At 65.8% G+C, this 12,874-nt stretch carries 12 protein-coding genes; 7 read left to right on the top strand and 5 right to left on the bottom strand.

The features are described from left to right. Window positions 1-11: 11 nt before the first annotated feature. A complete protein-coding gene (locus AC3A57_RS15115) occupies window positions 12-2,588 on the top strand; it encodes a glycoside hydrolase family 3 protein (RefSeq protein WP_487579665.1) in 2,577 nt (858 codons plus the stop codon). Window positions 2,589-3,269: 681 nt separating this feature from the next. Further along, window positions 3,270-3,845: a response regulator transcription factor gene (locus tag AC3A57_RS15110; protein WP_221670868.1), complete on the top strand. Its 576-nt coding sequence runs from the start codon at window positions 3,270-3,272 to the stop codon at window positions 3,843-3,845. Window positions 3,846-4,492: 647 nt separating this feature from the next. On the opposite strand, the gene AC3A57_RS15105 is transcribed toward AC3A57_RS15110, so the two are convergent. The 4 genes from AC3A57_RS15105 to AC3A57_RS15090 form a co-directional block, all read right to left on the bottom strand. Beyond that, window positions 4,493-4,942 carry a copper chaperone PCu(A)C gene (locus tag AC3A57_RS15105; protein ID WP_487579664.1) on the bottom strand — a complete coding sequence of 150 codons (450 nt, stop codon included), beginning with the start codon at window positions 4,940-4,942 and terminating at the stop codon, window positions 4,493-4,495. Window positions 4,943-4,994: 52 nt separating this feature from the next. After that, window positions 4,995-5,639 carry an SCO family protein gene (locus AC3A57_RS15100; protein ID WP_487579663.1) on the bottom strand — a complete coding sequence of 215 codons (645 nt, stop codon included), beginning with the start codon at window positions 5,637-5,639 and terminating at the stop codon, window positions 4,995-4,997. A 71-nt stretch (window positions 5,640-5,710) separates the two neighbouring features. Continuing rightward, window positions 5,711-6,394, bottom strand: a complete 684-nt coding sequence (locus tag AC3A57_RS15095; RefSeq protein ID WP_487579662.1) for a hypothetical protein — start codon at window positions 6,392-6,394, stop codon at window positions 5,711-5,713. 148 nt (window positions 6,395-6,542) lie between these two features. Beyond that, window positions 6,543-6,866, bottom strand: a complete 324-nt coding sequence (locus tag AC3A57_RS15090) for a hypothetical protein (RefSeq protein WP_487579661.1) — start codon at window positions 6,864-6,866, stop codon at window positions 6,543-6,545. Between the two features lie 203 nt (window positions 6,867-7,069). Here AC3A57_RS15090 and sctU point away from each other — a divergent pair, with 203 nt between their 5' ends. From sctU to AC3A57_RS15070, 4 genes are all read left to right on the top strand, one after another. After that, window positions 7,070-8,179: a type III secretion system export apparatus subunit SctU gene (gene sctU, locus AC3A57_RS15085; RefSeq protein WP_487579660.1), complete on the top strand. Its 1,110-nt coding sequence runs from the start codon at window positions 7,070-7,072 to the stop codon at window positions 8,177-8,179. Window positions 8,180-8,694: 515 nt separating this feature from the next. Then, window positions 8,695-9,660 carry an IS1595 family transposase gene (locus tag AC3A57_RS15080; protein WP_487579659.1) on the top strand — a complete coding sequence of 322 codons (966 nt, stop codon included), beginning with the start codon at window positions 8,695-8,697 and terminating at the stop codon, window positions 9,658-9,660. A 466-nt stretch (window positions 9,661-10,126) separates the two neighbouring features. Beyond that, window positions 10,127-10,945, top strand: coding sequence for a hypothetical protein (locus AC3A57_RS15075; RefSeq protein ID WP_487579658.1), 819 nt, complete (start codon window positions 10,127-10,129; stop codon window positions 10,943-10,945). 170 nt (window positions 10,946-11,115) lie between these two features. Continuing rightward, window positions 11,116-11,718 carry a hypothetical protein gene (locus AC3A57_RS15070; RefSeq protein WP_487579657.1) on the top strand — a complete coding sequence of 201 codons (603 nt, stop codon included), beginning with the start codon at window positions 11,116-11,118 and terminating at the stop codon, window positions 11,716-11,718. 78 nt (window positions 11,719-11,796) lie between these two features. On the opposite strand, the gene AC3A57_RS15065 is transcribed toward AC3A57_RS15070, so the two are convergent. Then, on the bottom strand, window positions 11,797-12,132 hold the full coding sequence (locus AC3A57_RS15065) for a helix-turn-helix domain-containing protein (RefSeq protein ID WP_487579656.1): 336 nt from the start codon (window positions 12,130-12,132) through the stop codon (window positions 11,797-11,799). A 107-nt stretch (window positions 12,133-12,239) separates the two neighbouring features. Between AC3A57_RS15065 and AC3A57_RS15060 the strand changes: the two genes are divergently transcribed. Further along, a complete protein-coding gene (locus AC3A57_RS15060; RefSeq protein ID WP_487579655.1) occupies window positions 12,240-12,743 on the top strand; it encodes a hypothetical protein in 504 nt (167 codons plus the stop codon). The last annotated feature ends 131 nt before the right edge of the window (window positions 12,744-12,874 follow it).

Raw genomic sequence — 12,874 nt, 5'->3', positions numbered from 1 at the left:
AGGAGCGGATCATGAACGCAAGCAAGGGGCGCGCAGGCGCCGTCCACGCACCGGCGCAAACGCGAGCCACGGCACGGCGCCGGCTGGCCTGCGGCATCGCCCTGGCCCTGCTGCCGGTCGTGCTGCAGGCCCAGGCGCCGCCGCTCGATCCCGCGCGCTGGCCCGAATTGCAGGCGCCGATCCCGCGCGATGCGGCGTTGGAGGCGCGCGTGGCCGCACTGCTGGCGCGGATGAGCGTGGAGGAGAAGGTCGGCCAGATCGTCCAGGCTGACATCAACAGCGCGACCCCTGAGGACGTGCGCAAGTACCACCTGGGCTCGGTGCTGGCCGGCGGCAATTCCGAGCCCGGCGGCATCTCCGAGCCCGGCGGACGCTACGACGCGCCGCCGCAGGAATGGCTGGACATCGCGGACCGTTTCTACGAGGCCTCGATGGACAGCGCCGACGGCAAGGCGGCGATTCCGATCCTGTTCGGCATCGATGCGGTGCACGGCCACAACAACCTGATCGGCGCGACTTTGTTCCCGCACAACATCGGCCTGGGCGCGACCCGAAATCCCGAACTGATCCGGCGCATCGGCGAGGCGACCGCGGCGGAAGTGCGCAGCACCGGCATGGAGTGGACCTTCGCTCCGACCCTGACCGTGCCGCGCGACGATCGCTGGGGCCGCACCTACGAAGGCTATTCGGAAGATCCGCGGCTGGTCGCCGACTACGCCGCGGCGGCGATCGAAGGGCTGCAGGGCAAGCTCGGCAGCGAGCAGTTCCTCGACGGCGCGCACGTGATCGCCTCGGCCAAGCACTTCCTCGCCGACGGCGGCACCTTCGAGGGCCGCGACCAGGGCGATGCGCGGATCGGCGAGGACGAGTTGCGCCGCGTGCACGGCGCCGGCTATCCGCCGGCGCTGCAGGCCGGCGCGCAGACCGTGATGGCCTCGTTCTCGAGCTGGCAGGGCCGCAAGATGCACGGCAACCAGGAGTTGCTGACCGGCCTGCTCAAGCAACGCTGGCATTTCGACGGCTTCGTGGTCGGCGACTGGAACGCGCACGGCCAGTTGCCGGGCTGCCGCAACGAGGATTGCGCGGCGGCGTTCAACGCCGGCGTCGATATGCTGATGGCGCCGGACAGCTGGCGCGGCTACTACGAGAACGCGCTCAAGCAGGTGCGCAGCGGCGAGATCGCGATGGCGCGGCTGGACGACGCGGTGGCGCGGATCCTGCGGGTCAAGCTGCGGCTGGGTCTGTTCGAGGCCGGCAAGCCCTCGCAACGCCCGCTCGGCGGCAAGTTCGAACTGCTCGGCAGTCCGGCGCATCGCGCCGTCGCCCGTCAGGCGGTGCGCGAATCGCTGGTGCTGTTGAAGAACGACGCCGCAACGCTGCCGATTTCGCCCAAGGCCCGCGTGCTGGTGGTCGGCGCGGCGGCCGACGACGTCGCCCGCCAGTCCGGCGGCTGGACCTTGAACTGGCAGGGCACCGGGCTCAAGCCGGCCGACTTCCCCAACGCGCAGTCGATCTGGAGCGGCCTGCGCGAGCAGATCCGGGCCGGCGGCGGCGAGGCCGAGCTGTCCGCCGACGGCCGCTACGCGCGCAAGCCCGATGTGGCGATCTACGTCTACGGCGAAGAGCCCTATGCCGAGTTCCAGGGCGACTTGCGCACGCTGGCGTTCCGCCCGACCCGCAATCCCGAACTGGAGACGATCCGCAAGCTCAAGGCCGACGGCATCCCGGTGGTCAGCGTGCTGCTGTCGGGCCGGCCGCTGTGGGTCAATCGCGAGATCAACGCTTCCGACGCCTTCGTCGCCGCCTGGCTGCCGGGTTCGGAGGGCGGCGGCATCGCCGACGTGTTGCTGCGCGGGCGCGACGGCAAGGTCCAGCACGACTTCAAGGGCAAGCTGTCGTACTCGTGGCCGAAAACCGCGGTGCAGGTGGTCAACGTCGGCGACCGTGACTACGCGCCGCAGTTCGCCTTCGGCTACGGCCTGAGCTACGCCGAGGGCGGCAAGGTCGGTGTGCTGGCCGAGGATCCCGGCGCGGCCGACATCGATCCGCGTTCGATGCAGTTCCTCGGCCGCGGCGCGCTGCCGCGCGGCTGGCGCCTGCGCGCGACCGCGCAGGGCAAGGCCAGCGAGGCGATCAAGCCGCCGTTGGCGGCCGGCACGGCGCTGGCGGTGACGGCGGTGGACTATCGCGCGCAAGAGGACGCGTGGCGCCTGCAATGGAAGGACGCGGCGCGGCTGGAATGGGTCGCCGACGCGCCGGTGGAGCTGGTGCGCGAGACCAACGGCGACGTGCAGTTGCTGATCACGCTCAAGGCCGATGCGATCGGCCAGGGCGAGGTCAGCCTGCTGGCCGGCTGCGGCCCGAAGTGCGAGGCGCAGCTGCCGCTGGGCGCGGCCGTGCGCGGCCTGCCGCCCGGGCAGTGGCGGCGCATCGGCGTGCCGCTGAAGTGCCTGCGCGCCGCGGGAGCGGAGATGGCCAAGCTGGAGGTGCCGTTCGGCCTGCAGGCCGGCGCCGGTACCACCCTGACCTTGCATGAGGTGGCGTACGGCACCGATGCGGAGACGGTGATCGACTGCAAGCGCCAGTGACGCCCGCAACGCCGCTCCGTCCACCCGGCGGAGCGGCGTCGCCGCTTTCCTGTAGGAGCGGTCCCACGGGGATTTCCTGCGCTCGTAAGCCGCGACCACCGAGGCCGCGTATCCAAGTTCAGCCTCCGATGCCAGGCCAGCCGGCCTGTCTGTCCGTCGGCCGACGCGGCTTCGGTAAAGAGCGTGGTATTTCACCACTCCGGTGGTCGCGGCTCACGCCGCTCCTACAAAGGCGCGTTGCGGTCCTGTAGGAGCGGCGCGCGCCGCGACAACCGAAGCGATGTACGCAAGCGTTGCGGCCAGGGCCCGGTGGGCGAGGCAATGCCGCCGCGGATCGGGCGGGTAGTCGGTTTTTGAGCGTGACGTGGTATTTCACCGCTCCGATTGTCGCGGCTCACGCCGCTCCTACAAGCGCGCGTTGCCGTCCTGTAGGAGCGGCGTGAGCCGCGACCACCGAAGCGACGTACGCGAGCGTTGCGGCCAAGGCCCGGTGGGCGAGGGAATGCCGCCGTGGATCGGGCGGGTAGTCGGTTTGTGAGCGTGACGTGGTATTTCACCGCTCCGGTTGTCGCGGCTCACGCCGCTCCTACAGGGGCGGCGCGTTAGCAGACCCCTGGACAGTTTGTCCTGCGGCGGTTTGCCGCAGTCTCGCGGCGCGGCGACAGGACTAGGATGCGGCGCATGAACGCACTGCCCCGTCCGTTATTGAGCGGTCTGCTCGTCGACGACGATCCGGCCTACGCCGCCACCCTGCAACGCAGCCTCGCCCGACGCGGGATCGAAAGCCGCACCGCCGGCAGCGTGCGCGAAGCGCTCGACCTGGCCTTGGCCCAGCCGCCCGGGTTCGCCTTGCTGGATCTCAAGCTGGGCCACGAATCCGGCCTGCAGTTGATCCGGCCGCTGCGCGAATTGCGCCCGGACATGCGCATCGTCCTGGTCACCGGCTACGCCAGCGTGGCCACCGCGGTCGACGCGATCAAGCGCGGCGCCGACGACTATCTGCCCAAGCCGGCCAGCGTGCCGGCGATCCTGGCGGTGCTCGGCATCGAGACGCCGGACACGCCGCTGCCGGCGGCGCCGGCCAGCGAAACCATGATGCCGTTGCGGCGGATGGAGTGGGAGCATATCCAGCAGGCGCTCAACGACACCGGCGGCAATATTTCGGCGACCGCGCGCCTGCTCGGCATGCACCGCCGCTCGCTGCAGCGCAAGCTGGGCAAGCGCCCCGGCCCCGAGCGTCGCATCGTCGGCCTGTAGTTCTCCAGGGGTAGCAGCGGCGTCCCGCCAGAGATTTACTTCGGTCACAAGCCGCGCCCGCCATCCCGCCCGGTCGCCGCGTCTTTATCCTGCGCCCCTGTAGGAGCGGCGTGAGCCGGGATCAAGGGACGCGCAGAGGAATCAACGCCTCCGCCATCGATCGAAGCCCGAAACCATCGCGAAGGGTAGGGGCGGCGTCCCACAGGGATTTCCTTCGGTCACAAGCCGCGACCGCGCTGCTGCAGTCTCGCGGCGTATGTCGTTCGGAGGCTTCAAAAGCTCCAAAGCTCCAAAGCAAAGCTTCCGTCCGCAAGCGGCCGGGTCCCCTTCTTTGTCCAAGGCGACAAAGTCCCACGGGATTTCCTGCGGTCAAAAGTAACCAAAGAAAACGCCATTCCTGTTTCGAGTCAAAAGCCACTATGGGACGGTGCTTGCGCGGGGCTGCTCCGCACAGGCCCTCCCTGGCCTGGCTGCGCACGGCCCGCATCCCTGCGGGCCGCCCTTCGGGGCTTCAGGGCGTTCTCGCGATTTCGCTGCTGCGCCAAGCTCATTACGGCAACGGCAACGGCAACGGCAACGGCAACGGCAACGGCAACGGCAACCGCAACCGCAACCGCAACCGCAACCGCCGTTGTCGCTACGGTGCCTTACGGCCCCGTCGCACCCAATGGGCGCACCAACGCCTGCACCTGGGTCTCGCTGCGTTTGCCGTGGGCGTCCTCGAACACCAAGGTCATCGGCACGCGTTCGCCGGCGCGCAGGGCGCGGCGCAGGCCGATCAGCATGATGTGGTAGCCGCCCGGGGCCAGGGCGATGCTGCGGCCGCGCGGCAGGGGCAGGGCGGCGATCTGGCGCATGCGCATCATCTGCCCTTCCATCGCCATCTCGTGCACTTCCACCGCTTCGGCCGCCGGGGAGCGCGCGCCGACCAGGCGGGTGTCGCGTTGCGCGGTCAGGCGCATGAAGGCGCCGGTGGCGTGCTGCTGGGCGACGCTGGCGCGCACCCACGGCGCTTCGACCGCGACTTGCGCCGCGGCGGCGGTACTGGACACGAACAGGGACACGGCGAGGGCCGCGGAACTGAGACGGGCGATCATCGGGCGGCGCTCGCGGAGGGAGTGGGGATGAGCCTGGCCCACAGGGTCGGGCTCATAGGATCTGGCGGATATCGTCGACGCAGCGCTGCGCGCTCTGCTCGTGGCGCAGGGCGATGCGCAAGGCGCCTTGTGGGTCGAACACATAGCTCAGCGCCGAATGGTCGATGGTGTAGGACGCGCCGGTCGGCACCTTGGCGTAGACCACGCGGAAGTCCTTGGCGGTGCGCGCGGTGCGATCGGCGTCGCCGTACAGGCCGAGGAAACTCGGGTCGAAGGCGCGCACGTAGGTGTCCAGCACCGCCGGCGTGTCGCGCTCCGGGTCCAGGGTCACGAAGATCACCTGCAGCGCCTGGCCCGGCGCGCCGAGCAGCTTGCGGATCTGCACCGCGCGGGTCAGCGCGGTCGGGCACACGTCCGGGCATTGGGTGAAGCCGAAGAACAGCAGCACCGGACGGCCGCGGAAATCGGCCAGCCGGCGGACCCGGCCCTGTGGGTCGAGCAATTGGAAATCGCGGGCGAAATCGCGCCCGGTCAGGTTGATGCCGTGCAGCGACAGCGGGCGCTGGCCGCCGCAGGCGCTGAGCAGGCCGGCGCAGGCCAGGCCGGCGAGGACGCGTCGACGCGCGCGCAGGTCGATCGGGACGGGAAGGCGGGACGCGGGCACGGCGGCGGCCTCGACGATGCGGGAGGCCGGCATTGCAGCACCGCCGCCGCGGGCGGCGGATGTGGCCGAGTGTCGCAGCGCGGTGCCTCGCGCGCTGCGGAGCGCTACAGGTCGCGCACCACCCAGCCGCTGGGATGCGGCGTGTCTTCGCCGCTGTCGAGCGCGGCCTGGGCGACCTCGTCCGGGCTGCGCCCGGCCTTCCACGCCGCGGCCATCGCCGCCAAGCGCTCGCGGGTGGCGCGGGTGTAGGCGCCTTCCATTTCGTTCTGGGCGTCGGCCGCGAGCTTCTGCGGGTACAGGGTGCGCGCGTCCTCGCTGCGGTTGAGCAGGGCGATCAGGCGCGACAGCGCGGTGCGGAAGCTGGCCGCGCCGAGCGCGGTGCGCTGGGTGCGCTGCAGGTGCCACACGGTCAGGTATTCGACCGGGCCGAGCAGGCGTCGCGGCGTGGCGCCGAAGAAATGCCCGGACAGGGCGCTGACCGCGACCGGGCCGCCGGCGTCGGGCAACCGGGTCGCGCCCCAGGAGCTCAGCGCGCCGCCGGGCAGGTCCATGCGCCGCAACGCGGTGCCGAAGGTGTCGGCGAGCAGGCGCTGGGCGTGGGTGTCGTCGCTCTCGGCGACCACCCCGAGCAGGCGGATGAACAAGGGGTAGCGGTCCTCGCCGAGCCGGCGCACCACGCGCTTGAGCACCGCCAGGCGGTACTCCGGGTCGCTGTGCGCGGCCAGCGCGGAGATCAGCCGGTCGGCGCCGGCGCGCAGGGCTTCGGGGCTGGGGATGGAGTCGTTCAAGCGGATACGGGGCGCGATGAAGCCGGCGCCTAGGGTAGCGCGGACGCGGGGCGGCAGCCGATGCTGGGCAGGCGCCCCGGATCGGACGCGGTCGCCGCTTGCGAGCGCAGGATATCCCGCGGGACGCCGCGGCTAGTTCCGCGCCGGCTCAGCTGAGCGCGTCGAGGACGGCGTCGGCGCCGCGGTCGGCGGCCGAGGACAGGTCCAGGCCGCCCAGTTCGTGTTCGAAGCCGGGGTCGCCGGCCAGGCGGCGTTCGCCCGCGGGCACCCCGCTCCAGGCGTCGGCATTGAGCACGGTTTCGCCGGCATCGGCCGCCGGCGGCGCGTAGGCCGGCAGAGCCGCTTCGGCGACCTGGGGCGACTGCTGGATCTGCTCCTGCGGCGCCGGCTCCCGTCCGCGCAGGCTCTCGAGCGCAGCCTGCCCGTCGAGGCTGGTGCGGTCGATGCGCGAATCGGGGCCGATGGTGCTCATGCGGGGCGGGCAACGGGTGAAGTCGGGGGGGATGGGCGAAATGTAGCGCCGGGCGGGGAGGGAGGATACTCGGGACGACCCTAGGTCGCCGGCCCGGGTTCAGCCAGGCGCGGCCGCGGAGCGTGACCGGAGTGGCGACGTCGCCACGGTCGCGTTCCGGTCTGCGTGATAGCCTCGTCACCCTCTCGCTGCAAGGGCCGCGCATGGCGAAGGACCAGGGCGCCGACAAGACCGAACCGCCTACCCCAAAACGGATCCGGGATGCGCGCAAGGAAGGCAATGTCGCCAAGAGCAAGGAGCTGACCAGCACGGTGCTGGTGCTCGGCTGGGTGGTGTGCGGCTGGCTGATGCTGGATTTCATGCGCGCCAAGCTGATCCGGCTGTTCGAGACCTGCCTCAAGGCGATCAACCAGCCCTTCGGCGACGCCCTGCGCGAGTCCGGGGCCGCCGCATTCGACACCTTGCTGTGGCTGTCGCTGCCGCTGCTGGCGATGGCGGTGTTCCTGGGCGTGATCGTCGAATTCCTCCAGGTCGGGCCGATCATGACCCTGGAGAAGCTCAAGCCCAGCATGGAGAAGATGAACCCGGCCGAAGGGCTGAAGAAGATGTTCTCCATGGACAACCTGGTCGAGCTGGTCAAGTCGGTGCTCAAGAGCGCCGCCCTGATCGGCATCGGCGGCTTCGTCCTGTACAAGATGCTGGCCCAGCTGATGTTGCTGCCCTACGCGCCGCCGGCGGCGATGGGCGCGGGCATCTGGCACGGGCTGGTGCGGATCGCGGTGTGGACGATCTTCGTGTTCTTCTTCGTCTCGGCGATCGACGTCTGGTACCAGAAGTTCGCCTACCTCAAGCAACTGCGCATGAGCCGCCGCGACATCCAGCAGGAGGTCAAGGAGAACGAGGGCGACCCGCACGTGAAGAGCCGGCGCCGGCAGTTGCATCAGGAGTGGTCGCAGCAGAACATGCTCAATGCCGTCCGCCAGTCGAACGTGGTCGTGACCAATCCCACCCACATCGCCATCGCCCTGCAATACGAGCACGGCGTGACCGACCTGCCGGTCGTGGTCGCCAAGGGCGAGGGCTACATGGCCGAGCAGATCAAGGCCGCGGCGGCCGAGGCCGGGGTGCCGATCCTGCAGAACGTCGAACTCGCGCGCGGCCTCAACGAGCACGTCGCCCTGGACGACTACATCGGCAACGAGTTCTTCGAAGCGGTGGCCGAGGTCCTGCACTGGGCCGAAGGCGTGCGCCGCCTGCGCGACGGCGACGACAGCGCGCCGGAACTGCCGCCGCCGCTGGAACAGCCGCGCTGAGGCGCGGGGTCGCCAGCACTTCCGCTACCGCAATTCCCTTTCAGCCCGCACCGTTCCCGCTGTTCCTGCCTTGAAAAAAGGGGCAGGGGGGATTTGCTTTTGGATTTGCTTCTGGCTTCGCTTCAATGCGGTCGCTATGAAGCAACAGCAACAGCAAATCCCCCCTGCCCCCCCTTTTTCAACGCTCTGTCCTCGATCTGTGTTGGTGGCGACGCCGGGTTATTTACAGTTATTAACTAAAAAAGCCCCGGTCCTTCCCCATTTAATTCCCTCTAGCCACCGTGCCCTCCCAGGGCATTGACACTTGTCCGATGAGGCGTCTCCCAAACGGCGACAGTCATCGAACTTTGCCATGTCAGTAGCTCCTCGCTTTGTTACAGCGAGCCGAAGCGGATGTCGTTCCACCTAAACGCGTCGTAAGCGCCGATCAAATACGGCCGGCCCCATCGCTAGATAAAGGCTACGTATAGCCTACGCTCCGTAGAGTTGCACGCCCGTCCTCCGGATCGGCAGTCATGGCAAGGAAGTCGTCTGCGTCGCCCCTTGACCGGCTGCGTGCCTTGGTCGGCCAGTTGTCGTCCGATGAGTGCTTGGCGCTCAGGCCGCTCCTGGCTGCGCGGGAAAGCGCGGTCGAAGCCGACATGGTCGGTGCACAACGGCGCTCGGCCATCCTGGACTGCCCGCACTGTCACGCGCCGTCTTTCACCAAGCACGGTAAATGCCGTCTTGGCGAGCAACGGTTCTTGCGCAAGGCCTGCAAGAAGACCTTTACGCACATGACCACGAGCGCGCTCAAGGGGCTCCATCTCAAAGACAAGCACTTCGAGAATGTGCGCCGCATGCTGGAAGGCCTTTCCGTGCGTCGGGTTGCGCAAAGCATTGGCGTGGACAAGAACACCGCTTTTCGGTGGCGGCACAAGTTCCTGCGCGCAATCATCGAGAACGGGCCGACGCAGTTGGGGGCAATCGTTGAAGTCGACGAAACCTATTTCAAGCGATCCTACAAGGGAGGAAAGCTTCCTCGTGGCGTGCGGCCGCGGAGCAGCGGCGGCCGGGCCAAGAAGCGGGGCCTTTCGCGGAAGTATCAGGTGGCGGTCCTCGTCGCGCGATCGCGTGATCCTGTGTTGACCTTCACCGCAGTGCTTCCTCGCGCCAATACCGATTGCATTGACAAAGTCCTTTCGCCACTCCTGGCGCCGGGCACGGTGCTTTGTTCCGACGGCGCCGCCATGTATCCGAAGTTGGCAGCCCACCACGGGCTGGAGCATCACGCGATCCCCGCCTACAAGCGCAACGCGCGACCCAAGCGCCGAACGAACTCCCTCTACAACATCCAGTCGATGAACGCCTACACGCGCGACCTCAAGGACTGGATGATCCCGTTTCGCGGCGTGTCGACCCACCACTTGCCGTCTTATCTGGCGTGGCATCGGCTCTTGAGGGGAACAAAGGAGCAGCCCCGGCTCGGGAGTTCTTTCTGAAATCTCACGGTAGCTGAATTCGGGGCGATGGCGGTCGCGCCACAAACACGACCGCCATCGCGGCTTTGGCCGTCATCATGCGCGCGCATCAAATCGGTCATCGCTCATTGGGGGTGAGTTGATCGGTCCTAAGGGTGTGGCACCTCTAACATGCCTAATGGAACCCGGTCTCGTTCTGTGACAGCAGCTTGTTTCACGAAGGTCCGCTTCGCTGGAAAGCACACCGCGTGGAACCGTCCAGTCAGCGTTCGAACTTGCATTCGTCTCTTACACAAGCTATATTGGCCTGGATTCCGTCTCGAAGGTGCGTTGTTAGCCCTACGGTCCGGAAGGAGCAAAGGCCGGTGCGGCGAGCCGTAGGTTGTTCCACGACATCCTATGTTGATTTGTCGTATGTATTAAACCCGCCAGCGCAAGTGGATACTGAAAACGGGGCCAAAGGCCCCGTTTTCGCGTCTGGGGTCATATGAACACCAACGACGATTTCGAGAAAATAATCGCTGAAATGATTGGCTCTGCGGGGGGGCGCCCAATCGCTGGAGCAAGAGCACGGATTCTTCTTGAGAGGATTGCTCAGGAGAGGGGAATTCCGTTCCCTCCGCCTGAAATGGCCGGGCGAAAATTCTACGACTTCCTCGAACGCTTCAGGAGCATAATTTCTCTTCGAAAGCGTCCTCACCAAGATTTTCTAATCGCTCCAGTTGACCAGCCGGAGTTGCTCGCGTCTGAGCACGCTACGCGAGGAAAGTTTGCAAAATTGCGGGGGGATATCTACGAAGCGCTGGCGAGAGAGCATCCTGATGGGAGAAAGCCTTTTTACCTAACTGGTCAGGATGTCATCTCGTGGCACACCCCCGACGAGATTGTAGCCGATGGCGTTGAACTCCCCGCGCCCGTTTCACCGATAGAAATTCGACGAGCTTATGCCGAAGCAAGTAAGTGGCGCGATCAGCTTCTGGATGTCGTTGAGAATGAGGCATCTTTTTCGAAACTTATTCGTTCAAAAAATCTCGGGTCAGACTGGGTTGAATTTCGGCTGCGATTATTAATCGACCGGCTTAAGGACTGGAGCGACTCCCATGGTATTCCCTGGGGAAATAGCTGGATAGAAGATCCGGCAAAGGTTGGTGCGCGCCCCGGCGGACTTCAGCACGCACCGGGCGTTAGTCATGTTCAAGATGCATTAATCGGCCTGCGGGCCGCTTTGACTGAGGATGATTTGCGCCGGATCACCGTTCCAATGGATATTGTCTTGAAGCTTCTTGAGCGAAAGATAAAGGGATAATCATGCCTACGGCGCTTATCGCAGGCTTGCCGCAAAGTATGATCCCACGTGTAAAGCATATCCTGCAGGGCTGCGTGCTACCCGATGGGTGGTCGATAAAGTTTGCAGCAGGAGCAAACTCAAAGCGTGCCGCCGTAGGTTGTAACGGTCTAGAAGATATAGTGGGACACATGTCCCCTGAAGAAAGCCCGCATATTATGGGGCTCACCGAGAACAGAAACGAGCGAAGCGAGGTCGAGCGCAGACTTACTCCCCATTTTCGTCTCCGGTGGCTTCCAAGCGAACCATTCATCCAGCAATCCAAAGAAATTATTGGGTTGATGCAGGCCGCCATTCTCGATGAGGATAAATGGCGTATGCGTGTCCTGCCTCGCGATGAGAAGCATGTGTTAGTTCTTCCTCATATCTTCGATTCTTCTTGCAAAGATGGTGGTCTAACCATCTGGCAACGAGCGACGCGCTGGGGAGATGAGGGGCTAATCAAGGCAGCAGAACGGCTCATTGCGCGCTTCGAAGGGGTCCATCAAAAGAAAGGGAAGGTTTGCCACGACGCCAGGGGGCTGGCTTGGAATCATGATGGGCAAAGACATGGCGGCATACCCATCCCAAGAAACTGGAAGTTTAGTTTAAAGCTCCCCGAAAGCTTCCATTTCGATGTTGCTTATCCCTCCCCGAAGGAATATTCGATTAACGACGCGCTCGGCCGACGCCATACCGCAAGTAAAGGGCCGACGCATCATCTCAACATCGATGCCCATGGATACGTTCGTTAGTAGATTAATTGCGTCTTTACTCTGATAGATATCAATGCGCAGACAGCCGGAGTGATGGCAGCGATCACCTCTTCGGCATTACTTAGTGCCGTCGCCTTCACGAAGAATTTTGACTGCATCTTTTCTTTCTTTCGGAGACATTCGAGCAAGCAGCTCGATCGCCTCTGCCAAGGCATCGTCGACGGCATAGAAGTAAGGCACCGGCTTACCCAGCACCTTTCCTAACAGTTCCAGCGAGCGCACATCCGGTGTGTGCTTGCCGGCTTCGTATTGATTGACCCTGGGCGACGCGCCCGTAGGGTCGAACCCCGCCGCAATTCCCAGGCCACGCTGAGACAACCCCATGGCCTCCCGCGCCTGTCTCAGGCGAATGGCAACGATGCCAACAGGGCTGGGGGCTGGACCTCGGGGCAAACCAGAGCTCTCGACGGATGAACTGATCCCTAAGAGGGTCTTAGAAGCCGCTGGACTTGTCTTCTAAGACTTCTTTAGAGTTCGCCCATCCGCACCGGAGCTCTGACATGAGCCAATCGATCCCGCGCGAGGTATCCCGCTTCTTGGTCTTGGTTTCGCTGGTGGCAGGGGTGGCGGGCTTTTCGGAGGCCGCTACGCCCGAAGCCGCTAAAACCCCCAGCCTGTCGTGCCGGCTCCAGGCTGGCCAGATCGCGGGGACTGCCAAGACCCCAAGGACCAGCGAGTTCGTCTGGAGCGCAGCCCATGGCATCGATGACGCCACGGGTCCGATCCGGACCAGCCTGGGCCAGGTCGACCAGGAAGCCGGATCCACCTCCTCGACGGTGCTGACGCTCGGCGGCAAGCGGCTGGCGCTGCCGGCGTCGCTCACGGGGTCTGTCCGGTTCGGCCGAGTCATCGACTACTGCGACAAGGTGGCGCTGGCCTATCTGGTCGAACGGGCCGAAGACAGCTCTGCGAGCCCTAGCCAGGTGGTTGTGCTGCTCGGCGCCCAGGGCGTGCTGGAAACCGATCTATTGCCCGGAACCGCCGCTTCCCCAGGCGAGCACTGAGTAGTTGTCCAGTAAACCGGGGTCCAGCGGCGCCGGCGATCGCTTGCACCCATCCGAGTGTTTCCGTTGCGCGAACTGAGCGCGACCAGTTCCTACAGCCGCCAAAGGCGGTCAGACCGTGCTCAACCGCG

Source organism: Lysobacter sp. Soil_C_15 (assembly GCF_057657315.1).
The sequence above is the reverse complement of the archived record's forward strand: the minus strand, read 5'-3'. Positions and strand labels throughout refer to the sequence as shown.

Coding starts and splice junctions, on each gene's coding strand:
- AC3A57_RS15115 (WP_487579665.1), top strand. CDS start 12: ATGAACGCAAGCAAGGGGCGCGCAGGCGCCGTCCACGCACCGGCGCAA.
- AC3A57_RS15110 (WP_221670868.1), top strand. CDS start 3,270: ATGAACGCACTGCCCCGTCCGTTATTGAGCGGTCTGCTCGTCGACGAC.
- AC3A57_RS15105 (WP_487579664.1), bottom strand. CDS start 4,942: ATGATCGCCCGTCTCAGTTCCGCGGCCCTCGCCGTGTCCCTGTTCGTG.
- AC3A57_RS15100 (WP_487579663.1), bottom strand. CDS start 5,639: ATGCCGGCCTCCCGCATCGTCGAGGCCGCCGCCGTGCCCGCGTCCCGC.
- AC3A57_RS15090 (WP_487579661.1), bottom strand. CDS start 6,866: ATGAGCACCATCGGCCCCGATTCGCGCATCGACCGCACCAGCCTCGAC.
- sctU (WP_487579660.1), top strand. CDS start 7,070: ATGGCGAAGGACCAGGGCGCCGACAAGACCGAACCGCCTACCCCAAAA.
- AC3A57_RS15080 (WP_487579659.1), top strand. CDS start 8,695: ATGGCAAGGAAGTCGTCTGCGTCGCCCCTTGACCGGCTGCGTGCCTTG.
- AC3A57_RS15075 (WP_487579658.1), top strand. CDS start 10,127: ATGAACACCAACGACGATTTCGAGAAAATAATCGCTGAAATGATTGGC.
- AC3A57_RS15070 (WP_487579657.1), top strand. CDS start 11,116: ATGTCCCCTGAAGAAAGCCCGCATATTATGGGGCTCACCGAGAACAGA.
- AC3A57_RS15060 (WP_487579655.1), top strand. CDS start 12,240: ATGAGCCAATCGATCCCGCGCGAGGTATCCCGCTTCTTGGTCTTGGTT.